The 23,366-nt window shown below is 58.8% G+C and carries 22 protein-coding genes and 1 pseudogene; 9 read left to right on the forward strand and 14 right to left on the reverse strand.

Annotated features, from left to right (window positions below; all coding sequences use genetic code 11):
* Positions 1 to 32: 32 nt before the first annotated feature.
* From addA to regB, 7 genes are all read right to left on the reverse strand, one after another.
* Positions 33 to 3,392, reverse strand: a complete 3,360-nt coding sequence (gene addA / locus ACR0J2_RS17955; protein WP_480813443.1) for a double-strand break repair helicase AddA — start codon at positions 3,390 to 3,392, stop codon at positions 33 to 35.
* On the reverse strand, positions 3,389 to 6,316 hold the full coding sequence (gene addB, locus ACR0J2_RS17960; protein ID WP_480813444.1) for a double-strand break repair protein AddB: 2,928 nt from the start codon (positions 6,314 to 6,316) through the stop codon (positions 3,389 to 3,391). The genes addA and addB overlap by 4 nt, the downstream gene beginning before the upstream one ends.
* Positions 6,309 to 6,995, reverse strand: coding sequence for a nucleotidyltransferase family protein (locus ACR0J2_RS17965; RefSeq protein WP_480813445.1), 687 nt, complete (start codon positions 6,993 to 6,995; stop codon positions 6,309 to 6,311). The genes addB and ACR0J2_RS17965 overlap by 8 nt, the downstream gene beginning before the upstream one ends.
* Positions 6,992 to 7,996, reverse strand: coding sequence for an aminoglycoside phosphotransferase family protein (locus ACR0J2_RS17970; RefSeq protein ID WP_480523044.1), 1,005 nt, complete (start codon positions 7,994 to 7,996; stop codon positions 6,992 to 6,994). The genes ACR0J2_RS17965 and ACR0J2_RS17970 overlap by 4 nt, the downstream gene beginning before the upstream one ends.
* The gene (gene tsaE / locus ACR0J2_RS17975) at positions 7,993 to 8,466 is read right to left on the reverse strand and encodes a tRNA (adenosine(37)-N6)-threonylcarbamoyltransferase complex ATPase subunit type 1 TsaE (RefSeq protein ID WP_170612809.1); all 474 of its coding nucleotides are present in this window, start codon (positions 8,464 to 8,466) and stop codon (positions 7,993 to 7,995) included. The genes ACR0J2_RS17970 and tsaE overlap by 4 nt, the downstream gene beginning before the upstream one ends.
* A gap of 41 nt (positions 8,467 to 8,507) precedes the next feature.
* The gene (locus ACR0J2_RS17980; protein WP_480813446.1) at positions 8,508 to 10,016 is read right to left on the reverse strand and encodes a PAS-domain containing protein; all 1,509 of its coding nucleotides are present in this window, start codon (positions 10,014 to 10,016) and stop codon (positions 8,508 to 8,510) included.
* 64 nt (positions 10,017 to 10,080) lie between these two features.
* The gene (gene regB, locus ACR0J2_RS17985; RefSeq protein ID WP_170612813.1) at positions 10,081 to 11,478 is read right to left on the reverse strand and encodes a sensor histidine kinase RegB; all 1,398 of its coding nucleotides are present in this window, start codon (positions 11,476 to 11,478) and stop codon (positions 10,081 to 10,083) included.
* A 91-nt stretch (positions 11,479 to 11,569) separates the two neighbouring features.
* Between regB and ACR0J2_RS17990 the strand changes: the two genes are divergently transcribed.
* The 4 genes from ACR0J2_RS17990 (at position 11,570) to ACR0J2_RS18005 (ending at position 13,927) form a co-directional block, all read left to right on the forward strand.
* Positions 11,570 to 12,190, forward strand: a complete 621-nt coding sequence (locus ACR0J2_RS17990) for an SCO family protein (RefSeq protein WP_170612815.1) — start codon at positions 11,570 to 11,572, stop codon at positions 12,188 to 12,190.
* A 76-nt stretch (positions 12,191 to 12,266) separates the two neighbouring features.
* Positions 12,267 to 12,821 (forward strand): ActR/PrrA/RegA family redox response regulator transcription factor, encoded by a 555-nt coding sequence (locus ACR0J2_RS17995; protein WP_170612816.1) that lies wholly within the window; start codon positions 12,267 to 12,269, stop codon positions 12,819 to 12,821.
* Positions 12,822 to 12,952: 131 nt separating this feature from the next.
* A complete protein-coding gene (locus ACR0J2_RS18000; protein WP_170612818.1) occupies positions 12,953 to 13,447 on the forward strand; it encodes a lactoylglutathione lyase family protein in 495 nt (164 codons plus the stop codon).
* 84 nt (positions 13,448 to 13,531) lie between these two features.
* Positions 13,532 to 13,927, forward strand: coding sequence for a DUF805 domain-containing protein (locus ACR0J2_RS18005; protein ID WP_170612820.1), 396 nt, complete (start codon positions 13,532 to 13,534; stop codon positions 13,925 to 13,927).
* Positions 13,928 to 13,955: 28 nt separating this feature from the next.
* Here the strand turns inward: ACR0J2_RS18005 and ACR0J2_RS18010 are convergent, their stop codons facing one another.
* Positions 13,956 to 14,549 carry an HD domain-containing protein gene (locus ACR0J2_RS18010; RefSeq protein ID WP_170612822.1) on the reverse strand — a complete coding sequence of 198 codons (594 nt, stop codon included), beginning with the start codon at positions 14,547 to 14,549 and terminating at the stop codon, positions 13,956 to 13,958.
* Between the two features lie 206 nt (positions 14,550 to 14,755).
* Here ACR0J2_RS18010 and ACR0J2_RS18015 point away from each other — a divergent pair, with 206 nt between their 5' ends.
* The gene (locus ACR0J2_RS18015) at positions 14,756 to 15,070 is read left to right on the forward strand and encodes a hypothetical protein (protein ID WP_170612824.1); all 315 of its coding nucleotides are present in this window, start codon (positions 14,756 to 14,758) and stop codon (positions 15,068 to 15,070) included.
* Between the two features lie 101 nt (positions 15,071 to 15,171).
* Positions 15,172 to 16,560: an adenosylhomocysteinase gene (gene ahcY, locus ACR0J2_RS18020; RefSeq protein WP_170612827.1), complete on the forward strand. Its 1,389-nt coding sequence runs from the start codon at positions 15,172 to 15,174 to the stop codon at positions 16,558 to 16,560.
* Between the two features lie 51 nt (positions 16,561 to 16,611).
* On the opposite strand, the gene ACR0J2_RS18025 is transcribed toward ahcY, so the two are convergent.
* Positions 16,612 to 17,259 (reverse strand): DUF899 family protein, encoded by a 648-nt coding sequence (locus ACR0J2_RS18025; protein WP_170612829.1) that lies wholly within the window; start codon positions 17,257 to 17,259, stop codon positions 16,612 to 16,614.
* Between the two features lie 191 nt (positions 17,260 to 17,450).
* On the opposite strand from ACR0J2_RS18025, the gene ACR0J2_RS18030 reads away from it, so the two are divergent.
* On the forward strand, positions 17,451 to 17,792 hold the full coding sequence (locus ACR0J2_RS18030; protein ID WP_170612831.1) for a DUF2853 family protein: 342 nt from the start codon (positions 17,451 to 17,453) through the stop codon (positions 17,790 to 17,792).
* Positions 17,793 to 18,028: 236 nt separating this feature from the next.
* On the opposite strand, the gene ACR0J2_RS18035 is transcribed toward ACR0J2_RS18030, so the two are convergent.
* The 5 genes from ACR0J2_RS18035 to tsaD all read right to left on the reverse strand — a co-directional run bounded on the left by ACR0J2_RS18035 (position 18,029) and on the right by tsaD (position 22,262).
* Positions 18,029 to 19,060: a hypothetical protein gene (locus tag ACR0J2_RS18035; RefSeq protein WP_480813447.1), complete on the reverse strand. Its 1,032-nt coding sequence runs from the start codon at positions 19,058 to 19,060 to the stop codon at positions 18,029 to 18,031.
* A gap of 452 nt (positions 19,061 to 19,512) precedes the next feature.
* Positions 19,513 to 19,935, reverse strand: a complete 423-nt coding sequence (locus ACR0J2_RS18040) for an EVE domain-containing protein (protein ID WP_170612835.1) — start codon at positions 19,933 to 19,935, stop codon at positions 19,513 to 19,515.
* Positions 19,935 to 20,204, reverse strand: a complete 270-nt coding sequence (locus tag ACR0J2_RS18045) for a YciI family protein (protein WP_170680059.1) — start codon at positions 20,202 to 20,204, stop codon at positions 19,935 to 19,937. The genes ACR0J2_RS18040 and ACR0J2_RS18045 overlap by 1 nt, the downstream gene beginning before the upstream one ends.
* A 1-nt stretch (position 20,205) precedes the next feature.
* A complete protein-coding gene (locus ACR0J2_RS18050) occupies positions 20,206 to 21,168 on the reverse strand; it encodes an NAD(P)H-dependent glycerol-3-phosphate dehydrogenase (RefSeq protein WP_480813448.1) in 963 nt (320 codons plus the stop codon).
* A complete protein-coding gene (gene tsaD, locus ACR0J2_RS18055; protein ID WP_480813454.1) occupies positions 21,165 to 22,262 on the reverse strand; it encodes a tRNA (adenosine(37)-N6)-threonylcarbamoyltransferase complex transferase subunit TsaD in 1,098 nt (365 codons plus the stop codon). Before tsaD ends, ACR0J2_RS18050 begins: the two co-directional genes overlap by 4 nt.
* Positions 22,263 to 22,431: 169 nt before the next feature.
* On the opposite strand from tsaD, the gene ACR0J2_RS18060 reads away from it, so the two are divergent.
* Both ACR0J2_RS18060 and ACR0J2_RS18065 read left to right on the forward strand, forming a co-directional pair.
* Positions 22,432 to 23,073 (forward strand): uroporphyrinogen-III synthase, encoded by a 642-nt coding sequence (locus ACR0J2_RS18060; RefSeq protein WP_480714303.1) that lies wholly within the window; start codon positions 22,432 to 22,434, stop codon positions 23,071 to 23,073.
* A 54-nt stretch (positions 23,074 to 23,127) separates the two neighbouring features.
* Positions 23,128 to 23,366, forward strand: a pseudogene (locus tag ACR0J2_RS18065) (hypothetical protein); the annotation flags it as partial.

Below are 23,366 nucleotides of genomic sequence, written 5' to 3' on the forward strand. Positions count from 1 at the left end.
GGCTGAGAACGTAGGGGCCGATGCAGGCAACGTCAAGATACGCGGGAGCGGGTCAGAGCATCTGTAACAAGATCGTGTGGCAGCCACATGAGCCGGGCGGTCCGGGTCCAAAGGATCGCGGTACGGATGGTGCGCCCGGGATAAATCTGCGACAGCGCGCAGGCATAGGCGCCCATTTGGCGCAACAGGCCTTCGGGGCATTGCTCTGCAGTGTCAGGGACAGTGAAATTCGATTTGAAATCAATCGCCTGAACTTCGGCTTCCGTCACGATCAGGCGGTCAATGACACCGTGCATCCGTTGGCCGTTCAATGCGCCCGAGATCGGAACTTCGGCCAATGTATCTGGCGCAAACACCAAGGATAGCTGGTCGCAGGTCAGCACGCGCGTTGCCTCTGCCATCAACTCCAGCCTCTCCGCTTCGTGCATATCAGGCAGTAGGCGTGCGCAAAGCTGAGCCCAGCGTTCCTGAGAAACGGATGGAAGGTGTTCGAGCAGCAGATGCAATTGCGTCCCGCGCAGCTTGGCGGCGTCTTCGTCCAGACCAGCATCGCCGGGTAAAGCCTTGGCACCGCCCAGTTCAGAAGGGCTTATTGTCTCCGCTGTTTTGGGTGCTTCCCCGGCGGGCTGCAGAAACATCTGCGGCAAGTCCGTCGTGCTTGCCACGTACTGCTCCGGTTCCGTCAGAGCCAGTCCGTCCCAGTCGCCATGCGCCAGCCTGAGTGTGTCTGTTCCCGGCAGCCGGGTGGCGCCCGCCTGTTCCATTGCGCCCTTGACCATCTGATACCAACTGCCGTCCGCCGGTCCCACATCGCCCGCCGCAGCCACTATCAGCCACTTTTCGGCCCGAGTCAGAGCCACATAGAGCAATCTCAGCCGTTCATTTTCTTCCCGTTCCCGCGCCGTGTTTCGCGCCTGCGAGATCAGCACAGGCGAGGCGTCCGAGGGGACTTTCCACAAGGGCAAATCATCCGAGACCATGATCTCGGCATCGCGCGGCGGCTGTCGCTTGCCGGTGTCCGGCAGGATCACGATTGGGGCTTCCAGCCCTTTTGAGCCATGAACGGTCATAACGCGGATCATGTTGCCCACACCGCTCATCTGGCGCTTGATTTCCAGATCGTCGGTCTGCATCCAGACCAGAAATCCGGTCAGGCTGGGAATGTCCGTCCGCTCATAGGCCAGCGCCTGCGACAACAGCGCGTTGATACCGTCCTCGGCTTCGGCCCCCAGACGGCCCAGCAGTTTGCGCCGTCCATCATGGCGCGTAAGGATACGCTCTATCAGGTCATAGGGGCGCAGAAAGTCGATCTGAGCCCGAAGATCGTTCAGAACCGCACTGGTTTCAGGAAACTCATCTGCCCGCCTGCGAAGCGCTGCCCACAGAAACTCCTCGGACCGGCGGTGCGCCAGATCAAAAAGCTGCTGTTCCGACCATCCAAACAACGGAGATTTCAGAACCGTGGCCAGTGACAGGCTGTCTTCGGGCGTGGCCAAAAAACTCAGCAACGCGGCAAGGTCCCTGACCGCCAGTTCCGCCCCGACCTTCAGCCGATCTGCTCCGGCGATGGGCAAGCCCTGTGCCTTGCAGGCGCGGATAATTTCGGCAAACAGGTCCGAGCGGCGCTGCACCAGGATCAGGAAATCGCCCGGTTCAATCCGTCGACGTACAAAGCTGCCTGGGTCTTCGCCATCTTCCGGAATGGTTTCACCACTTTCGATCATGCCCTTGATCGAATGTGCCACCTGTTCCGCCAGAATGACTGTGTGATGGCGTGCGCCGGGCCGGTCGACCGGATCGGTCCAGTCGCCGTCCTCTTCATCCTCGACCTTTTCCACGACCGGCCACAGATCGACGCGACCGGGAAGATCTGTCTTGAAGGCGCGGTGCAGCGAGTCCTTGTGAAACCCTGCATCTGTCTTGTTTTTAAACAGGATATCGACCAGCGTCAGAATGGCGCTGGAGGACCGGAACGAGAATTCAAGTGTGGAATCCCACAGTTTAGAGCCTGATTCCTGGAGTTTTCGCCCAAATTCTGCCTGCATCCGGTCAAAGGCCTGCGGGTCGGCGCCCTGAAAGGAATAGATCGACTGTTTCTTGTCACCGACTACAAAAATCGTACGTTCGACCCCGGACCGGGCCCCTTCCCCGCTGGTGAATTCCTGTGCCAGTTTTTCAACCACATCCCATTGATCCGGGCTTGTGTCCTGTGCCTCGTCCACAAGGATATGGTCGATGCCGCCATCCAATCGATACAACACCCATTCCGCCACGGCAGGATCGTTCAGCACTTGGCGCGCGCGCAGGATCAGGTCATCAAAGTCCAGCCAGCCGCGCAATTGCTTGCGTCTTTCGTACTCCGGCAGAAACGCGGCTGCGAAACGATGCAGAACCCGCGATTTCTGCGCCGCCGTCAATGCCAGCCGCTTTTCCCGCGCGGCTTCGACACGCAGCATCAGCGCCTCAAGCTGTGGCGTCCGGTCCGCAAGGGCGCCCTCGCGCAGGGCCTTGGTCGGGAAGCTGTTGGTTTTGGCGGTAAAGGGCTCTTTTGCGCCTTTTCCCGTCAGCAAAACGGATTCCAGTAGCGGCAGATGCCCAATCCGCGCCTCGGTGAATCCTGTAAGCTTGGCCGCCGCCTTGGCATTGTTGCCGCCACTTTCGATCAACGCAGGCAGTAGTGACTGGATCAGCTCGACCTCACCGCCCAGAAAGACGCTGCGCGACAGGGCGTCGTCGTCGAAACCAGGCGGCAGGTCAAAGCGTTTCAGCAGCGCGTCCCAATTCAGAGGATGAGAAAACAGGTTCCTCTTTTGCGTGATGGCGGCCGTCAACTTGTCGAAACCAGTATCCGTGACAAACCGGGCAATGTCTTCGACCAACCCGGATTGTGGACCTTCTGCGAAGTCCTCGATGATTTCTTCCCGCAAAAGGGCGGCTGCGCGGTCTTCCATTTCGGCAAACTGGGGGCTGACGCCAGCCTCAAGCGGGAAGCGCCGCAGAAGCGATGCGCAGAATGAGTGGATCGTCTGTATCTTCAACCCGCCAGGTGTTTCGATGGCACGCGCGAACAGGGTTCTGGCCTGCGCCAGCCGCCCGGGGTCAATGATGCCCGGAACCCCCAGTTCGGTCAGTTGCGCCAACAACTGCGAATCGCCCAACATCGCCCATTCGCCAAGGCGTTTGAACAACCGGTTCTGCATCTCGCTGGCGGCGGCCTTGGTGTAGGTCAGGCACAGGATATGCTGCGGCTGCACGCCGCCTAGCAGCAACCGCGCCACCCGGTCGGTCAAAACCCGCGTCTTGCCGGACCCCGCGTTGGCCGCAAGCCAGGTCGAGGCATCGGGTCGCGCGGCCTGCACCTGCCGTTCGGTTGCATTGTTGCGGGCTTTCATGTCAGGTCCTCGGGCACCGTTTCGTCAGTGCGATCCCATTCCCCGAACCGCGCCAGATGATCATAGTCGCCAATATCAGTGTCCTTGTGCAGCATCCGGCGCGACGAGAAGCCCTGATCAGGCTCTAAATAAGCTGAAATGAGCTCTTTCAGCTCGGCCAGAACCTTGTCGGCAGGTTCCTTGGCCAGCGGCGCGGGCACCTCTTTGTAGGTGCCGCCCATACCGATGAACGCCGCCTCGGCCACTGGCAAGGGGTCGAATCCTTCGATGCCGCCCTGCTCGGCCATTGCGGCCTCGATGAGAAGCTGTTTGTCGAATTTGGCCTGTTGGCTTTCGGTCGGCGGCACACCGGTTTTGTAGTCGATGATGCGCAGGGCGCCGCGGCTGTTGCGATCAATCCTGTCGGCGCGCCCGGCGATCGTGAAGTCCAGCGGTGCAAGAACCAGCTTCATTGCCGTTTCGAAGGCCACTGGTCCGCCATCGCTTCGCCGCCCGGTTTCGGCAAGCAGGAATGCGTCGGCGATCCTTTCCAGACGCGCCAGCCAAAGTTTCCGCGCAGTCGGCCACGCGACGTGCCGGTCCAGCAACGTCGCTGCGCGTTTGAGGAAATTCTCGCGCGTCAGCAAGGCGGAATCCAGAACACTGTCTTCGATGAAATGCTCCAGGATTTCGTGAATGACAATGCCGCGCAACAACGCGTCCGGAGCCTGTACCAGTGGGTCCAGCGGCCTCAGCCGCAGCACGTGTTTGGCGTACACGGCATAAGGATCGCGGATCAGCCGCTTGATTTCGGTGACGCTCAAACGGCGCGGACGTGCGGCAACCGGGGGGCGTGGCGAGGGGCGATGCGCCGAAGCGATATCGGGCGCGCGTTCCAGCGTTTCGCTCCAACGCAGATAGCTTTGGCCGCGCGCCCGCATTTCGGACAGGGCATCGGGCCCACCCTGATCCGGCAGGCCCTGCAACAGGTTGGTCAGACGGTTCAGCCAGCGCGACGGGACGGTTTCCGCGTCATCCGACCGGGTTGCCCGGGTCAGCCACACTTCGGGCGCGCCGACGGCCTGCTGGAAATCATGGGCTGACAGTCCAATGCGACGCTCGGGCAGCAGCAGACCGGCCTGACTACGCATTTGCCGGTTTAACCACGGATCAGGGGCGGCGGCCTCGGGCCAGCTGCCTTCGTTCAACCCGCCAAGGATCAGCAGGTCAGCGCCTTGCACGCGTGCCTCCAGGGTGCCCCAGATCATGATATGAGGGTGCGGCGCGTCCCGGTCGCGCACCTCTTCCGTTGCCAGCAACGCGCCCAGAAGATCGGCGAAATCATGGGCGTTCATCTGGCCGCCATATGGGGCCTCGTTCTCCAGCGCGGTCAAAACGGACAAGGCCTTTTGGCCAGCGTTCTTGTCCCATAATGTGCCTGGGTCGCCCTTACTGCCCGCAGAAATCGCTTCGGCAAGTGCGCGCAGGTTTTCCACCCATTCCGCCAACAGACGCTCACCTGCAACCACCTGATCGCAGAAATGAGTGGTGACCCAGAGCACCCAGTCGTCCGAAACATCCTTGCGGATCGCAAATGCGCTCAGACTTGTACTGTCGGGGAACGGCGGGCCGTACCGCCGCAGATCCAGTTCCAGATCGCGGGTATGAAGCAAATGCGCCCCTCGCTCGGCGCCGTCATGACACAGCGGGTGTTTGAGCAGGGTCAGGAGGGCCTCACCCTCAAGTCGTCGGACGAACAATCCGGCAACGTGGCGTAGAAACCGACCGGGCGGCGACAGTTGCAGGGGCAGGCCGGCGCTGTCATCCGGCAGGATGTTCCAGCGGTCCAGCGCGGCACTGACCTGACGGGTCAGCATTCGGTCAGGTGTGATCAGGGCGGCGGTCTGGCCGGTTTCCGCCGCCTCGCGCAACCGCAGCGCGATGGCCAATGCTTCGCACCGGGGGGATGCGGCCTCGACAAGGGTCAAATCCCGTGTTGCACCGGCCAGATCGGTCAGTCGCGGGCCCTCTGTCATCCACGCGTCGGTGATGGGTGCCGGGCGTAATGCCAGTGAAATCAGCTTGTTGCGCGCGGGTGAGGGTGGCTGGTCGGCGGTCCAACTGGTGATTTGGCCGGGTGTCAAACCCAGCAGGGTCATCAGCTTTCGAAACCGAAACTGGGGGTGATCTTCCGAGGTCAGCGCCTCATCCAGTCCTTCCCAGACTTCATTCGGTTGATCGAAATCGAAGCCCGGAAGGATCAGCGCGCCTTGTGGCAGCCTTGCGACGGCTTCCATCAGCATCAGGGTCGTGCCACGCGATCCGGTTGACCCGGCAAGAATGATGGGGTGTTCGGGCGGGTCGTTCCGCCAGCGGTCAATCAGGTTATTGACGACGCGCCGTTGCCGTGCCTGCGCGTCCAGGGTGTCTTCGCCGGTGTTGATGAATCGATCGGCGATGCCAAAGAATTGCTGTGCGCGGGCCCAATGGCCGGACATGTCGCTGACATCCAGTTGCCGGATGGCGTCGGGCGAAACGCCTTCGCCCTGCATTTCGTCGATCAGGCTGGCCAGACTGTCCGCCAGATCGAAGATGGAAGACCTTGCCGCCAGATCGGGTTGTTGGTCCAGCAGTTTCGCCACCAGCTGGGTCAGTTCCAGTCGCCGACGCAGCGCTGGAATGGCCGGAGGCACCTGCGCCAGATCAACCGATTCCCCCAGATCTGTCACCAGCGAGATTCTTGGCAACAGGCAGGGCGGTCCCTGATCGAACAAGTCCCTCACGCGGCGGGCCATGCGGCGGGTATTCACCACCAGTTGCACCCGCGCCAGCGCTTCGGGCGGAAGATCCGCACTGCGCGCCCTTAACCCCTGCACCAGAACTTTTGGAAAGTCTGCCCCGGGCGGAACCGCAAAAACACGGGGCAGGATGCCGGGTTCAAACATTGTCCAGCAACCCTTCGGCCATTGCGATGCCTTCGGGGCGGCCAACGTCGCACCAGCGACCAGGATAGGTCAGGGCGAACAGACGATCCTGCTGTTGCATCTGATCCCACAACAGGTTCAGCGAAAAGGCCGGTTGCTGAAACCCGTGCAAACCGTCCGTACGAAGGATCTGAGCACCCCCATATACCAGCCCTCCGCCGCGCGTGATGCGTCCTGTTTCGTCTGCCGCAAAATCGCCCGATCCAGAATGTCTGATTGTCTGCGCGATCGGAATACACATCAAAAGAGCGTCCATTCGGTCAGGGTCCCATGCTGCGCGCAGCAATGTCAGCGGGTTCGGCCCCGACCAGATTGCATCGGTGTTCAGAGTAAAGACCGGATCAGACCCTAACAAAGGCAAAGCCGCCCGCAATCCGCCACCGGTTTCCAGTATTTCTGGCGATTCCCGCGACAATAATACCCCCCGAGGAGCCAGGTGCGCCGCGAGCTGATCCGCATGATAGTGCAGATTGGCAACGACACGCTGAGGGCCAAGATCGTTAACCAGATCCAGTGCGTGATCGATCAGCGGTTTGCCGGCAACTTCGATCAGCGGTTTGGGCCGGTCTTTGGTCAATGCCCCCATACGGGTACCAAACCCGGCGGCGAACAGCATGACAGCTTCGGGCGGTCGGGTCATTGCGGTCTTAGCCTGGCCAGGTTTTCGGGTGTCGGCGCGGGCAGGGATTCGCGCAGCAGATCAGCCACTGATACCAGCGCCGGGTGCTCGAGGTCCCGCATCAGATGCGACCACGTGGCCGGGATCAGATCGACATAGTGCGGTTTTCCATATTCGGTCGCCAGACGCGCGAACCCGCCCAGAATGCGCAGGTTCCGCTGCGCCCCCAGAACGCTGTACGCGGTGCGGAAATCGTGATCATCCATTCCGGTTGCGGCGATGTACCGGTTGACCATGCGCATTTCAGTGCCCGGCGAGACTGAACGGCGCACATCCTGCAACAGCGACATCAGATCGTAGGCGGGATGGCCCAGCATGGCGGTCTGGAAATCCAGCAAACCCACTTTGTGCAAACCGTCCCGATCGGGCATCCAGATCAGGTTTTCTGCATGATAGTCCCGCAACACAACCACTTTCGCGCCCGAAGTTTCGCGGTGCAGGATATCCTGGAACCGGCGTTCAAACAGGTCGCGCGCGTCTTCGTCATGCGAACCCAGAATACCTTGTGCATATTTGGTAAAGGACAATGCGGCCAGCTCGGTCATCAGCGAAGGCCCGTAAGACGGCAAAGACAGTGTCGGCGCGTTGTGAAGATGGATCAGAACGTCGGTTGCGGCCTCGTACAAGGCAAGTTCCTGTTTGGGGTTCTTTTCCAGAACACGGGCGAACAGATCGTCGCCCAGATCCTCGAGCAGCAGAAATCCGAATTCCATGTCTTCGGCATAGATTTCGGGTGCGTTCAGACCGTTTGACCGCAGATATTCCGCGACACGCACGAATTGCGCGACATCCTCGGCCTTGTCCGGCGGGGCGTCCATGAATACGGCCGTGCGCCCGGTATCCGGGTCTGTCAGGCGTTCATAACGGCGATTGGACGCATCACCTGCCAATGCTGCGCGTGAGGCGTTGGCCCAGGGTGTTTGCTCAATCAGCGCTTTGGCCAGCACTGCGCGGTTGGTCATGCGGCGGTCTCCAGTTTGGGTGCCCATTTCGGGTCGGACCAGGACAGGGTCAGGTGTCTTGTGTCGGGTAAATCAGGGTCGGTGCGAAATTTCAACGCAAGGGCCGCGTCAGGCATAAGCGGACCCAGTTTCTCGGGCCATTCGATCAGGCAGATTGCAGTGTCGAATGCCTCGGTCAGGCCCAGCTCCTCGATCTCTTCCACGGCACTTAACCGGTACAGATCGCAATGCCAGATTTCTCCGGCCGGGGTGTCATAGGCCTGAACCAGCGTGAAAGTCGGCGAGGGTACGTCTTCGGGTACATCCATCAAGGACTGGATCAGACTGCGGGCAAAATGAGTCTTGCCGCCGCCAATCTCACCTTCCAGCAACAGGGTGTCGCCCGGCGCCAAGCCGGCTGCGACCCGGGTTGCGAAGCCCGCAGTTTCTTCCGGCGAATTCAAGGTGATCGAGAGTGGGGTTCGTGTCATGGCGCCACAATGAACCTGCGCCCGTTCGGCTGCAACCCGGTTCAGGCGCTGATCTGTTGTCGCACCATAGGCTTGCTGACGGTTTTCCCGTCCGCAAAGCGCACGATGGTTGCGCCATTCTGCATCGGACTGACGGTGCAAAGGATGTGCGTTCCGTCGCGCATGAACAGCTCGCCGGACCATTCGGCCCGATTGTCTCGCATTTCAACAAAATCACGGATCTCGCCCAGCAAGGGCGTTGCAGCACAGCGTTGTTGCCATCGCCGTGTGACCTCAAGAACCGATTCCGGTTCGAATCCGGTCTGGCCTGTGTCCTTCCACAACACGCGATAGGCATCATTCGTGCAGGCCAGCGTCCCGTCATCGGCAAACACCGCAATTGCATCTGCGAGCTTGTCCAGGATCGATTGCATCAGGTCCATTTCCGAACGGAACCTTCGGGTCAACGTGATTTCCGCGGTGATATCCTCGAACAGAAACGCAACCGCCCCGTCAGGATGAGGCCGCCCGCTGACCGAATAGACGGACCCGGAGGGCAGAGACCATGTTTCCTGATAATTCCCGTCCTCGGCGGCTTCCAGAAGATCATTCATCTGGCGGCGCCAGCTGCGGTAATTCTTGGGTTCGGGCATCATGTGTTGATCGCGCAGTCGGTCAAAGAAACTTGACAGGCTGGGGCGGCAACTCAGGAAATCCGGGGGCAGGGTGGTCAGGTCGATCAGGGCCGGATTGAACAGGGCCAGTTGCCGGTTGCGGTCGAAGATGACCAGACCGATGGACAGCTGGGCAAAGGTCTTGGTCATCGTCTGAACGAATTTGCGCTGCGTGTTTTCGGCGGCGACAATGGCGTTTATGTCAACGGCATAGCACAGCCGCCCTTCGGCGTGATCGACCAGCGTCAGATCGAACCAAAGTTTGCTGTCACTTTCTTTGACGTCTGCAGAAACCCGGATCCTGGTATTCAGGCGCATATCATCGGCCAGCGTTTGAAACAGAGGGTCTGTTAAATCGGCGTCCTGTCCGCGCACTTTTCGAACCAGTGAAACATAGGCTGCGTTGCACCACCGGACGCTGGCCTGATGATCCAGCAGCCAAACCGGATAGGGGGCCTGATCCATGGCAAGTCGGATCGGGTCATTGGCGTCGCGTCTTACATGGGTGGGGCCATTGCACTGTTCCCGCAACTGAACCCGCACAACGCCGTCGATCCATTCACACACCACCTCGCGCCCGACCGTGCAATCGATCGCCGGGACCACCAGCGTCCCGGCGCTTCGGACGCAATCCGGCGTTTCGGGAAAGGTTGGGAAATCCCGATGCAGCAACCGGCGCAGATCGCCCCACTCGGCGACTTTGTCGAACCCTGTCAAAGCGATGTCCGAGTGGCTGATCAGGCGACATTCGTCAAACAGGAAGACGGTGTCGAACAAAGACGAAGGCGAAGCCAGTCCGAAACTGGCATCGTATTGCGCCTTGCGGGGCAACAGCCACTGCACTGCGAAACAGGATGAAACCAGACTGATTGCGACAAGGATGATCCAGTCGGCCATATGATCTCCGACACCAGTAAAGTTGGGCCGGACTATGGTCTTGATTGGTTAACGGTTTCTTAACTCACACCTCGATCGGCTGGTTGAGCCCGGACGGTACCGGCGTATCCCCGGTCTGCGCGTCAATCAGGTTGCGCGGCCACGATACTTTGACGATGGCACCCCGCCGTTCGGGATTGTCGGTCAGTGACTGGTAGGGGTCGGAACCGTTGGCAAATTCCAGCTCTGCCCCGCTGCGCTCGAGCAGGGTTTTCGCGATGAACAGACCCAGGCCCATCCCCTCGTATTCCGGGCGGGTCCGCTGATCGGTTTCGGTCCTGCGCCGCCGCATGAACGGATCACCGATGCGTCCGATCATCTGCGAGGGGTATCCGCGCCCGTCATCCATGATGTTGACGGTAATCCTGTCTTCGGTCCACTCGGCCTCGACCCAGACATTGGCGCGGGCGAAATCCACTGCGTTCTGAATTAGGTTGCGCAATCCGTGGATGATCTCGGGCTTTCGCAGGATCGAGGGCTGCTGGACATCGCCACCCTGTGCAGGACCTTCGGCAAAATGCACTTGTTTGCCCCGGTTGATATGCGGCTCTGCCGCTTCAAAAGTGACGGTTGAAAGCGGCGCTTGGCGCAGATGCAGGTCGTCTTTGCCTGCCCGACCCATATTGCGAAGAATATCGCGGCACCGGTTGGCCTGTTCGCGGATCAGGGCCGCGTCTTCTTTGAGATCCGGCCTGTCGTCCAGCTCTTCAAAAAGCTCGGAACTGGTCAGTTTGATCGTGGCAAGCGGCGTACCCAGCTCATGCGCCGCGGCAGCCACGACACCCCCCAGATCCGTCAGTTTTTGTTCACGCGCCAGGGCCATATGCGTGGCCGAAAGCGCCTCGGACATGGACTGCACCTCGGAACTGACCCGGTGCGAATACGCGCCAAGAAAAACGATGGCGATCACGATCGCCGCCCAGTTGCCGAACAGCAGGATATCGGGGATTCGCAATTCGAGCCCCAGATTGGTGCGCAAGGGCAGGTGAAACTCGGCCAGCAGCGTGGTCAGGACGATTGCCACGGCCCCGACAATCAGGGTGGAACGGGTACTCATAACGCTGGCCGAGATCGTCACCGGGCCGACCAGTAGCAAGGCGAACGGATTGTTCAGACCGCCGGTCAGGTACAACAGGAAGGCCAGTTGCAGCAGATCGAACAGCACCATCAGAAAGTTCTCAAACTCCGACAGGCGTTTGCTGCGGGGAAACAGAAGAATGGCGGTCAGGTTGCCCATGACCGAAACGCCTATGGCCAGGTAGCACAAACCGGCCTCGAGCTGCACATGATAGGTTTGCTGCGCCACGGTGATTGCCGTGATCTGCCCGACGATGGCGACCCAGCGCAACAGGATCAGGGTGCGCAACCGGATCCAGCTGCTGCGTTCCTGACCATGCCAAAATGTGATGTTGGAATCTGCCATGGGTCAATTATGTCCTATTGCACCGGTTCCCCATGTTGATAGGTGTCCCGACCGAAACGATCAACAACCCCTCTGGTATCAGGATAACGTCATGATCCGCCTTTACGCCATTCTCGCTACCGTCATTCTTGCCGTTGGATTGGGCACCGTCTGGCTGCTGGTGCAGGGTTCAGGGTCGGGCGACAAGTTTGCCCAATGCCGGTCCAGCCAGATCGCCGGCGGCGCAGCAGCCATTGGCGGACCGTTTGAACTGGTGAACGCGCATGGCGCTACTGTCACCGACAAGGACGTGATCACCGAACCGACACTGGTCTATTTCGGTTATACGTTCTGCCCCGATGTCTGCCCCTTTGACATGTCACGCAATGCCGAAGCGATCGACATCCTGGCCGAGCGCGGGCAGTCCGTGACACCCCTGTTCATCTCGATCGACCCGGACCGCGACACGCCCGAAGTGGTCGGGGATTATGCCTTTAACCTGCATGAACGGATGATCGCGCTGACCGGCTCGCCCGAACAGGTCAAGGCCGCCAGCAAGGCCTACAAGACCTATTACAAGGCGCAGGACAAAAGTGACGAGTATTACCTGGTCGACCACTCGACCTTCACCTATCTGGTCACGCCCGAGGACGGGTTCCTTGAGTTTTTCAAACGTGACGACACTGCGGAGCAGATTGCTGACAAGGTCGGCTGCTTTCTGGATCAGACGTGATCGGTTTGACCTTTGTCATGGCGCTGCTATGACTTAGTGCTAGGCCGAAGGCAGGAAACAGCGGAAAGAGCGGAATATGGCGGACAGTCCTCAGTATGATATCGGGCCCGATAAATCACTGCTTCTGGTCGATGATGACGAGCCGTTCCTGAGACGTCTGGCCAAAGCCATGGAAAAACGCGGGTTCGAGGTTGAAACCGCAGGCTCGGTCGCGGCAGGGCGCGCCATTTCCACCGCTCGGCCCCCCGCCTATGCGGTTGTCGATCTGCGGCTTGAGGATGGCAACGGCCTGGATGTGGTCGAAGTGCTGCGTGAAAAGCGCCCCGACAGCCGGGTCGTGGTGCTGACCGGATATGGTGCGATCGCGACTGCAGTGGCCGCTGTGAAGATCGGCGCGACCGATTACCTGTCGAAACCTGCCGATGCTACCGACATCACCAACGCGTTGCTGGCCAAGGGCGACGAACTGCCCCCGCCCCCGGAAAACCCCATGAGCGCGGACCGCGTCCGCTGGGAGCATATCCAGCGGGTGTATGAACTGTGCGACCGGAACGTTTCCGAGACCGCACGGCGGCTGAACATGCACCGCCGCACATTGCAGCGGATTTTGGCGAAGCGCAGCCCGCGTTAAGATCGAACCTAAGCTGGCATTCTCCCTTCTCTGGATGTGGAAACTCAAACAAGCGCACTATTTCGGAAGGTATTGGCAAGGGCTGCTGATACCCTTCCTCTTGTTTGCTGTTGAACGAGGAGTTTCCAAAGATGTCTGCACTAACATTTTCCCACATCGGAATAACCGTTCCGGACCTTGAAAAAGCGGTCGAGTTCTACTCCAAGGCCTTTGGGCTTTATGTCCTCATGGAACCCACCGAAGTGCTGCATGACGACAGCGCCATAGGCCAGATGTGTGACGATGTTTTTGGTGAAGGCTGGGGTTCATTCCGCATTGCCCACCTGTCGATGGGGGATGGAACCGGCATTGAACTCTTTGAGTTTCCGAACACGATCGAAGAGGAACGGCCGTTTGAGTATTGGCGTCGCGGTCTTTTTCATTTCTGCGTGCAAGACGCCAATCTGGAAGAGCGGGTTAAGATCATAGAAGAGTTAGGCGGAAAACAACGCATGAGCCAGATCCGAAAATACTATCCTGGCGAAAAGCCTTATCGAATGGTCTACATGGAAGACCCGTTTGGGAACGTATTTGAACTTTATAGCCACTCGTACGAACTGACTTATTCGGCGGGCGCGTACGTATAGGTTTGTCGGCGGCCGCACAGACGGCTGCATATCAAATAACAAGAAAAAGTGATATGTGAATACCGCCCAATTGCGGAGGGCGGCATGAATAATCTTTCGACGGCATTTCGGCGGGCACTGTCAAATTACGCCAACTTCCACGGTCGCGCTTCGCGCGCGACCTTTTGGTGGTGGGTCCTGGCCGTATTTCTTGTTCTTTTGGTGACGCGAATTGTCGATGGTGCATTGATCGCGCCGATGCTTGGATTTGGCGCGTTTGAACCGAGCGCGGGCCAGCCGCTCTCAGTTTTGGTGTCACTTGGGCTGTTGCTTCCCAATGTGGCGATCGGGGCCAGACGTTTGCACGACATCGGGCGAACCGCTTGGTGGTTATTGATTGCCTTCATTCCGCTGATCGGAACCTTGGTTTTGATCTACTTCTACATTCAGCCAAGCGAGAGTGGTTTAAACCAGTTTGGAGAACCTGACACTTTCCCTTGAAGTTCCAGGTGGAATACGGGGATTTGGGCTACAGTTTCTTTAAAAGTTCCTCGTGACGCGCAGAATACGCCCGCCGAACCTCAACCGCCGGGCGCAACCGGATTTCCAAACCTTCTATGACCGCCCTATCCGGTCGCCCAAAGAACTTGGTCGCCTCAGCCTCGGAAAACCCCGCGATCTGGGTTGCCTCCATCCAGGCGCTGATCTTGTCGGCCTTTTTGATCTGCCGTTTCACTGTTTTCGGCACCTCGGCAGGCAGGCCGAACCGGATGTGGATGGCCGCAGCCAGTCGATCATCCAGCGCGCCGTAATCCGGACCCACGGCGGATTTCACCGGGGAAATCATGTCTCCGATCACATATTCGGGCGCATCATGTAACAAAGCAGCCAGCCGCCATTTTGCCGGTGCCTTGGGGACAATCCGGCCAAAAAGCTCTTCGACCAACAGCGAATGTTCGGCCACGGAATAGGCGAAATCTCCGTCCGTCTGCCCGTTCCAGCGGGCCACAAACGCAAGTCCGTGGGCGATATCTTCGATTTCGATGTCCACGGGCGTCGGATCCAGCAGATCCAGACGCCGACCTGACAGCATTCTCTGCCATGCCCGGGGTTGTGTTGCCATAATACCATACCTCTCGCGACCCGCCGCGATTGCGCCTCATTTTTAGGGTATGATGTACCTGTCTGGATCACTGGCTGCCAACGTTTTCTTGAGCATTCGTGCTTTGAAGGAATGACAGTCAATCCCGACATAAAGAACTGAGGGGGGCACGCGCTCCTCCCGGTGTGCCCCTCTCGTAGCGAAACCCGTAACGAAAGGAGGTTGTCATGTTCAAGCGATTGTTCTCAATAGCCCTGACATTCGGCATGGCCGCGACAGCGCCGCCGGTGTTGGCCCAAAGCTGCGCAGTGCGCGAACACGTGATTTCCAATCTGCAGGACAAATATGCCGAGGAACTCGCCTTTGGCGGTTTGCAGAAATCGCGCGGTGCGCAATCGGTCATGGAGGTCTGGACCTCAAAGGAAACAGGCAGCTATACCGTTCTGGTGACACAGGCCAATGGCATTACCTGTATTGTCGCCGTTGGCACAGATTTCTTCGAGGCGATCCCGATTATCAAGCCTGAGGGTACGCCAAGCTGATTTTGACGGCATAACTCCCTGTTTCCGGCTATCCAAGTTGCCACCTGCATAAAGGAATGCTAGGGCACTCCGGTTCGTGATTTACCGGAGTGGAGTACCTGATGGCCGGGGACTATATCGTCAAAGACATTTCATTGGCCGGGTTTGGCCGCAAGGAGCTGGATATTGCCGAAACCGAGATGCCGGGCCTGATGGCCTTGCGTGCGGAATATGGCGAAGCCAAGCCGCTGAACGGTGCGCGCATTGTCGGTTCGCTGCACATGACCATTCAGACCGGCGTTTTGATCGAAACGTTGGTTGCGCTGGGCGCCGATGTGCGCTGGGCATCGTGCAACATCTTCTCGACCCAGGATCACGCAGCCGCCGCGATTGCCGAGGCGGGTATACCCGTCTTCGCCATCAAGGGGCAGACACTGGAAGAGCACTGGGATTATCTGGACAAATCCTTCCTGTTCGAAGATGGCCCCAACATGATCCTGGACGATGGCGGCGATGCGACGCTGTACATCCTGCTGGGTGCCCGTGCCGAAGCGGGTGAGGACATCATCCCTGTGCCGTCTTCCGAAGAGGAAGAGGTGATCAAGAAGCAGATCGCCAAGCGCATGGCCGCAAGCCCGGGCTGGTTTACCAAGATGCGCGACCAGATCCAGGGCGTGTCCGAAGAAACCACCACCGGCGTGAATCGCCTGTATCAGCTGGTGAAAGACGGCCATCTGCCGTTCCCGGCGATCAACGTGAACGACTCGGTCACCAAGTCGAAGTTCGACAACAAATATGGCTGCAAGGAATCGCTGGTCGACGGCATTCGCCGCGCCACCGACACCATGATGGCCGGCAAGGTCGCCGTGGTCTGCGGATATGGCGACGTAGGCAAAGGTTCGGCGGCTTCGCTGCGCGGTGCAGGCGCCCGAGTGAAAGTCACCGAAGTTGATCCGATCTGCGCGCTGCAGGCCGCCATGGACGGGTTTGAAGTGACCCTGCTGGAAGACGAAGTTGCATCGGCAGATATCTTCATCACCACCACCGGCAACAAGGACGTGATCCGCATCGAGCATATGCGCGAGATGAAGGACATGGCCATCGTCGGCAACATCGGCCACTTCGACAACGAAATTCAGGTGGCCAGCCTGAAAAACCACAAGTGGACCAACATCAAAGAACAGGTGGACATGATCGAGATGCCCTCGGGCAACCGTCTCATCCTGCTGTCCGAAGGTCGCCTGCTGAACCTCGGCAATGCCACCGGCCACCCGTCTTTCGTGATGTCGGCCTCGTTCACCAACCAGGTTCTGGCGCAGATCGAACTGTTCACCAAGGGTGACCAATACAAAAACGAAGTCTACATCCTGCCCAAGCATCTGGACGAGAAAGTTGCGCGCCTGCATCTGGACCGGATCGGTGTGAAGCTGACCCAGATGGACAGCGAGCAGGCGGCGTATATCGGCGTAAAGCCGGAAGGCCCCTACAAGCCCGAGCATTACCGCTACTGATTGCGGCGAAACTCAGGAAAACGGCGGTCGATCCGGCCGCCGTCTTTTGTTTCAGCGTAGTGGCGGCATGAAATCTCCGCGACCCTGCGGTGTGAAATCCAGGATGTTCCAAAGCGGCCATGCCGCATCTATGTGCCGCGGATGCCAGTCGCTGGGCTCAAAGAACAGCTCGGATCCCCAAAAATGATGAATTCCGTCCTGATCCCGTTGAAACACGTTCAGGATCGGCAGTTGATTACCGTCTTCCGTTTCAGCCAGATAGTCACGCTGGTATCCCGTACCAAGCGCTGAAAACAAGGGCAGGTCATTCCAGCCCATCTGCGTCTTTAACGCTGCCAGCTTCTGAGGCGTATTCTCGGCTACGACCAGAATCGATATTTTCCTTCGGATATGGGTGACTTGCCCGTTCAGCCCATCCAGAAATGCCGAACACATCGGGCAAGGGCTGGTGGCATTCGGCCCGTACATCAGAGAATAGATGGCAAGTGTGTCATGTTCCCCAAACAATGAAGACATCTTCGCGGCTTCACCGTCCAGCGACCTGAACGCATAGTCGTCTGGTACTTGCCCGCCTTTTGGCAGGCTGCGACGCATGGCTGCGACGGATTCGATTTGCGCTCTTAGCTCGGTTTCAGCCATCAACAAAGCATTCCTGGCATTGCGATATTCGGGACTTTCGTTTGGCAGGGATACGGTCATTGTTACCTCCGCTTTCATTATTTAACATATATGTTAAATTAAAGCTGCATTTCGATCAACCCCTGCTCATCCAATGGCGTTTACCTTAGGGGGGAAAGCGCGGTTTTTTTCCCTTTGTGCAAATCTCCACGCCCGCTACCGTATGTGCTGTGCTGAATGGACAGGACATGAACATCTAACAGGAGACGAAAATGGGAAAACGCGACGACCTGATCGCCAAGTATGCCGATGACCTGAAATCCAAATGCGGCATGGACCCGGACATGGACCTGCTGACCAAGGTTACGATTGGATGTGGTCCCGCCATTTATGACGCAGACGCCGCGACCGTGGCTGCCAGCCAGGAAAGCGAGCTGGAAACAGTCAAAAACAATTTCCTGATCAAGAAACTTGGCCTGCCCGATGGTCCGGAACTGATGGAAGCGATCAACAAGGCCATGGAAACCTATGGCATGTCCGAGCGCAACAAATACCGTGCTGTCGTCTATTACATGCTGACCAAGCATTTCGGCAAAGAGTCGGTCTACGGCTGATCCCGGATTCCGAATCTGATTGCGCCTGAACGGGAATCGACACCCGCTGATCTTACGGCGGGTGTGCATAGTTTTACTTATATTCTAAACACTTGATTGTTGAACGACCTGCAAGAAACCGGGTAGGTTCAGTTCAGGACCAGGACGGTCAGAGCCAAGAATTCTATACACGTGTGGTGAGTTGGGAGCACGTGGGGTAGGGAAGGTTCTGCATCGTCGGAACCTTCCCGCATATTTCAGTTTGCGCCGCCTAACAGACGGGCGATGAACTGGTCAAATCTGGTTTGTTTTTCGTCGCCGTCGCTTTTGCTGCTACCGCCGCCACGTCCAGCCAGATACACCTCAATGCGTCCGGGCCTGGTTTTCACGTTGGAATCCGTAAAGTCTCGGGAAATTGCACCCAAGGCTTTCGCAGTCAGTGCCGCCATTTCCGCATCGTTCGGGTGATAGAACCGAACCTGGGTTTCCTTGACCGAATATCCCACCCGGGCTGACGCCACCACATTGGCTTCACCGTCGGCCAGAACTTTCAGCGCCACGTTTCGCGCATCCTCTGACACTCGGGTCGGCACAATCAGCGCGACCTCGATATCCAGTTCAGGTCTTGAATCAGGCAGTACTTCATCGGGCAATGCAGGCTCGGCAATCGTGCTGACTGGCGGATCAGGGTTCAACGCCACCAAGCTGACCTGCGGTTCATCGGGCAGGTTTTCAACCTCTGCTTTTGCGACTTCCGCATCATCGATAACTGCGTCTGGGGCTGCTGCATCTTCTGCAACTGCATCTTGAACCACTGGGTCTTCAACAACTGCGTCTTGGATAACTGCGGCATCTACAATGGCGTCTTCGACGACCGGGGTTTCGACCACGACTGCTTCGACTTGATCGGTCGGGGGACTCTGGTCTTCCTGAGGCGCAGGCACGCTTTGCGCTTCTTCAGACAGGGCAGACAACTTGGGATCCGGCTGTGCAACACTGTTGGAAAAGGCAGGGCTCCCTCGTTGAAGGGGCATCAGTTCCGCCCCGGGAAGGTTGATGCTGGCCACTTGGCTTCGCGGGTACACCTTTTTTCGGGAGGCCGGCGGTTCAGTTGCAATAGTGTCCGGTGCGGCAATCCTGACCGGAGGCTCATTCTCGCGGGCAGCAACCTCAGCAGGTAGTTCAGGATCGCCCAGCGCCGCGTCCAGAATGGCTTCATCTTCAGCGGCCTGAGACCATTTGGTGGTGACCTTGGCGCCGCCCCATTGCAGGGCCGCGCCGCATGTCATTGCGATAAGCACAACAAGCAGGAGCCTTGTCGTGCCGCGATTGCGTTTCTTATTTGGTCGAATTTCAGGATGAACAGGTTCAGGAACCGCTGGATCGGGCGCAGGTTCCGGGATCGCCTGCACAGTATCCTTTGATCGTGCGACAGCTGGAATTTTGGCTACGCCATTCCCGGGGGCTGACCCATTCGTACGCGCCAGCGCCTTTCGCCGCTGCTTTCGCGCCTCTTCAAGTCGCGCCTCCCAATTTTTTGGGTTTCGCGGCTTGGACTTCCCAGTACTGCCTCTGGCGTCAGACATGGGCTCAGACTTTCGAACAAGATCAAACTATGAACAAACAACACCAGAAATTAAGGTATCGCCAAAACCACAACCGAGATGCCCCCAACAGGCGAATTCCATTGGGTTATAGCATTTTAGAGGTCGCTTGAGAAGGTTTAGGCCCAAGACGCGTTTCAATCAGGGCGGGTTTGCCCCAACGCGCAAATGGCGTCCCATTCCGATTCCGTGACCGGTTGCACGGAAAGTCGGGAGTTTTTGACCAAAACCATTTCGGCCAGACGCTCATCCGACTTGATCCGTTCCAGAGTGACTGCAGTCTCGAAAGGGCGAACGGTTTTGATATCTACGCATTCCCACCGGTCGTCATCCGTCGTGCTATCGGGGTGCGCCTCGGCACAGACTTCGACGATGCCGACAATGGCCTTTTCCTTCTGTGAATGATAGAAAAAGCCGCGATCGCCTAAGGCCATCTGACGCATGAAATTGCGGGCCTGGTAGTTGCGCACGCCGTCCCATTCCTCGCCCGTCTCGCCCTTGGCGACCTGTTGATCCCAGCTCCAGGTGGAAGGTTCGGATTTGAACAGCCAATACGCCATCAGCCAATGACCTTCTTCCAGGGAACCAGTTCGACCGATTTGAACAACCCGGCTTTGGCATAGGGGTCGTTGTCGGCCCAGCTTTGCGCGGCCGCCAGATCTTCAACTTCCAGAATGATCAGCGAACCAATCATCGCGTCGCCGTTCAGAAGCGGACCGGCCTGTGCCACAACGCCGGTTTCTTCGATATAGGCCAGGTGCGCACTACGATTGTCCAGCCGCGTTTGCAGCGCCCCGTCCTTGTCGCGGGCGATCAGAGCGATCAGCATATTATTCCTCCTTCAAAGGGCGATTGAGCAGCGATTGAATCGCCTTGGTTACACTGTATTCACCATGGCTGAGTTCCGCCACTGTTGTACTGATGGGCATGTCCAGTCCCTCGGCCCGGGCAATGTCGGACATGGCTTTTGCGGTGGCCACACCTTCCACTGTTGTTCCGGGGTCGAAACTTTCGTTTCGACCCAAACTAAGGCCAAAACGATAGTTTCGCGACAACTCGGATGAACATGTCAGGACCAGATCCCCCAATCCCGACAGGCCCATCAAGGTCTCGGGCCGTGCGCCGCGCATGGCCGCGAAGCGCTGCATTTCCGCGAACCCCCGTGTCATCAGCGCCGCGCGAGCACTGTCGCCAAGACCGGCGCCGATACAGGCCCCGCAACCGATGGCCATCACGTTCTTTAGCGCCCCACCCAATTCGGCGCCGATCAGATCAGTTGTCCGATACAGGCGCAGGTTGGTCGTTGTAAGCGCGTGTTGCAGGTGCTGGCCCGGTTCATCCTCATCGCAGGCCAGTGTCAGGGCAGTGGGCAAGCCGCGCGCGATGTCGTCGGCAAAGCTGGGACCGGTCAGCAAAGCGGGTCTTGCATCGCGGGCGGTCTGGCGGATGACCGAAACCGGTCCAAGCCCGGATGTCAGTTCAATCCCCTTGCAGCAGGCCACAAGCGTCTTGTGCCGCAACAAAGGTGCATGTTCCGTGATGACTGCGCGAAGCTGCTGCATGGGTACGGCCAGCAACAGAACATCGTTGCCGGCAGCGACTTTGATATCCGACGTCACGGCGATATTCGGGCCGAGCTGAATGCCGGGAAGGCGTTTCGCGTTCTCGCGCCCGTCCTGCATGGCCCGCGCCTGATCCTGCGAGTGCGACCAGAGCGTCACAGGCCCATTCCCGGCAAGTGACACGGCCAGCGCTGTACCAAACGCGCCGGAGCCTAGGACCGAAACGCTCATGCTTTGGCGCCTTTCTTGCCGCTTCCCAGCATGGCCGGGCTGGTTTGGTCCAATGGCCACCGCGGGCGGGCGGTCAGGTCCATTCCGTCAAGTGCGCCACTGCGGAACCGTTCCAGCCCGGCATAGGCGATCATGGCCGCGTTGTCCGTGCACAGGTTCATTGGGGGTGCCGTGAACCGGGCGCCGGTTTCCGCGGAAACAGTCTCTAACGCTGCTCGAATTGCCCTGTTGGCCGCCACACCCCCTGCCACTGCAATGACAGGTTCAGATGGCTTTTCGCCGAGATAGTGGGTAATCGCCCGACGGGTCTTTTCCGCCAGAGTATCGACGACGGCCTGTTGGAAGCCCGCGCACAGGTCGGCGCGGTCCTGACGGGTCAAGCCGCCTTTTTCACTTACGATCTGGTCCCGCATGCGCATCAATGCGGTTTTCAGGCCCGAGAATGACAGATCACAGCCCGGACGATCCAGCAAGGGCCGGGGAAAGCGGAACCGGTCCGGGTTGCCCATACGGGCTTCAGCCTCGACCGAGGGGCCGCCGGGTTGCGGCAGTCCCAGCAATCGGGCGGTCTTGTCGAACGCTTCCCCTGGCGCGTCATCGATCGTGCCGCCCAGACGGGTGAAATGCTCCGTGCCATGGGCGATCAAATATTGGCAATGCCCGCCCGACACCAGAAGCATCAGGTAAGGAAATGCAATGCTGTCCGTCAGGCGCGGTGTCAGGGCATGCCCGGCAAGGTGGTTGACCCCAATCAGGGGTATGCCTGTTGCAGCACTCAACCCCTTGGCGCACATGACACCTGAGATTACCCCGCCAATCAGTCCCGGGCCGGCGGTCACCGCAATCGCGTCCATATCGCGAAGGTTCAGGCCGGATTCGTTCAGGGCCTGCGCCACGCAAACATCCAGCTTTTCAGCATGGGCCCGCGCGGCGATTTCCGGCACGACGCCGCCAAAGGCGCTGTGAAGCTCTGTCTGGCCATGCACGACAGAGGACAGGATTTCGGCGCGCGCACCCTCCGTCTGGCGCACCACGGCGGCGGCCGTATCGTCGCAGCTGCTTTCCAGCCCCAGAACGGTAAGTGTTTGCACCATTGGCCTGATCCGTTGCATCATGATTGCAAAGCGGGGTATCACCCTGCGCGGACGCAAACAATCCCAAGGCCGAAGGCGCCGATAGTTGTATTTGTTGATGACCCGCCCTCATGCCGCATCCGAAAGGTTTGTTGCGCAGTTGCCAAACCGCGTCAGATCGCGGGTTCAAGTGATTTACTCCCCGATTCTGGATATCAGGCCGCTTGCCGTTCAGGTTGACACAAAGGGAATGCGCGGGTTGATCTTCACCTCCGCAAACGGGGTCAATGCAGCGGCGTCGCTGGGCGTAACGCGGAACCTTCCCGCCTTTTGCGTCGGTCCCGCAACAACGTCCGCGGCCCTGTCCGCAGGATGGACTGCCCGGATGGCGGGGCAGACGGCAGAGGAATTGATGGGAAATCTGCTGCAAATCAGGCCGCAGACCCCATTGCTGCACATTCGGGGCGAACACAGCCGGGGCAATATCGCCGAGCGGCTGACCGAATCCGGCCTGACCGTGCATGAGCAGCCGGTCTATCAGCAAAAGCTGCTGCCGCTGTCGTCCGAGGCCGAGGAAATTGCGCACAACGATGATCCGGTCATTGCGCCGTTGTTTTCCCCCCGCTCGGCGCGACAATTTGCCGATATCTGGTCCGGTTCTGCCCCTTTATGGCTAGCGGCAATCAGCGAAGCGACGGCTGAACCGCTTTATGCATTGGACTATGCCCGGCTGAAGGTTGCGAAACAACCGACGCCCGGGAAAATGCGGAAAGCCGTGAAAAAGCTTGTGAAACACGCGATGCGGGTTGAGGGAAAAGAGAGCACGGATTAACTTGGTCAGGTCTGTTGTTCAGGATTTTTTGGAATCGATAAGGGGAATGTGACGGTGGCTGGTAAAAAGAAATCCGATCAGGAGCCGGAGAAAGACCCTAAGTCGGAAGATATTGCCGACAACGTCGAAACTGAAGCCACGGATCAACCGGATAGTAAGCCCCTTGACGCGGCTGACCAGCCGAACGACGTAGTTTCCGAAGCCGAAGCCGAAGCCGAAGCCGAAGCCGAAGCCGAAGCCGAAGCCGAAGCCGAAGCCGAAGCCGAAGCCGAAGCCGAAGCCGAAGCCGAAGC

The sequence above is a fragment of the Ruegeria sp. CG4 genome (assembly GCF_056537185.1).

Bases quoted from the DNA above. Each gene is read 5' to 3' on its own strand.
- addA (WP_480813443.1), bottom strand. From the start codon at position 3,392: ATGAAAGCCCGCAACAATGCAACCGAACGGCAGGTGCAGGCCGCGCGA.
- addB (WP_480813444.1), bottom strand. From the start codon at position 6,316: ATGTTTGAACCCGGCATCCTGCCCCGTGTTTTTGCGGTTCCGCCCGGG.
- ACR0J2_RS17965 (WP_480813445.1), bottom strand. From the start codon at position 6,995: ATGACCCGACCGCCCGAAGCTGTCATGCTGTTCGCCGCCGGGTTTGGT.
- ACR0J2_RS17970 (WP_480523044.1), bottom strand. From the start codon at position 7,996: ATGACCAACCGCGCAGTGCTGGCCAAAGCGCTGATTGAGCAAACACCC.
- tsaE (WP_170612809.1), bottom strand. From the start codon at position 8,466: ATGACACGAACCCCACTCTCGATCACCTTGAATTCGCCGGAAGAAACT.
- ACR0J2_RS17980 (WP_480813446.1), bottom strand. From the start codon at position 10,016: ATGGCCGACTGGATCATCCTTGTCGCAATCAGTCTGGTTTCATCCTGT.
- regB (WP_170612813.1), bottom strand. From the start codon at position 11,478: ATGGCAGATTCCAACATCACATTTTGGCATGGTCAGGAACGCAGCAGC.
- ACR0J2_RS17990 (WP_170612815.1), top strand. From the start codon at position 11,570: ATGATCCGCCTTTACGCCATTCTCGCTACCGTCATTCTTGCCGTTGGA.
- ACR0J2_RS17995 (WP_170612816.1), top strand. From the start codon at position 12,267: ATGGCGGACAGTCCTCAGTATGATATCGGGCCCGATAAATCACTGCTT.
- ACR0J2_RS18000 (WP_170612818.1), top strand. From the start codon at position 12,953: ATGTCTGCACTAACATTTTCCCACATCGGAATAACCGTTCCGGACCTT.
- ACR0J2_RS18005 (WP_170612820.1), top strand. From the start codon at position 13,532: ATGAATAATCTTTCGACGGCATTTCGGCGGGCACTGTCAAATTACGCC.
- ACR0J2_RS18010 (WP_170612822.1), bottom strand. From the start codon at position 14,549: ATGGCAACACAACCCCGGGCATGGCAGAGAATGCTGTCAGGTCGGCGT.
- ACR0J2_RS18015 (WP_170612824.1), top strand. From the start codon at position 14,756: ATGTTCAAGCGATTGTTCTCAATAGCCCTGACATTCGGCATGGCCGCG.
- ahcY (WP_170612827.1), top strand. From the start codon at position 15,172: ATGGCCGGGGACTATATCGTCAAAGACATTTCATTGGCCGGGTTTGGC.
- ACR0J2_RS18025 (WP_170612829.1), bottom strand. From the start codon at position 17,259: ATGACCGTATCCCTGCCAAACGAAAGTCCCGAATATCGCAATGCCAGG.
- ACR0J2_RS18030 (WP_170612831.1), top strand. From the start codon at position 17,451: ATGGGAAAACGCGACGACCTGATCGCCAAGTATGCCGATGACCTGAAA.
- ACR0J2_RS18035 (WP_480813447.1), bottom strand. From the start codon at position 19,060: ATGACATGCGGCGCGGCCCTGCAATGGGGCGGCGCCAAGGTCACCACC.
- ACR0J2_RS18040 (WP_170612835.1), bottom strand. From the start codon at position 19,935: ATGGCGTATTGGCTGTTCAAATCCGAACCTTCCACCTGGAGCTGGGAT.
- ACR0J2_RS18045 (WP_170680059.1), bottom strand. From the start codon at position 20,204: ATGCTGATCGCTCTGATCGCCCGCGACAAGGACGGGGCGCTGCAAACG.
- ACR0J2_RS18050 (WP_480813448.1), bottom strand. From the start codon at position 21,168: ATGAGCGTTTCGGTCCTAGGCTCCGGCGCGTTTGGTACAGCGCTGGCC.
- tsaD (WP_480813454.1), bottom strand. From the start codon at position 22,262: ATGGTGCAAACACTTACCGTTCTGGGGCTGGAAAGCAGCTGCGACGAT.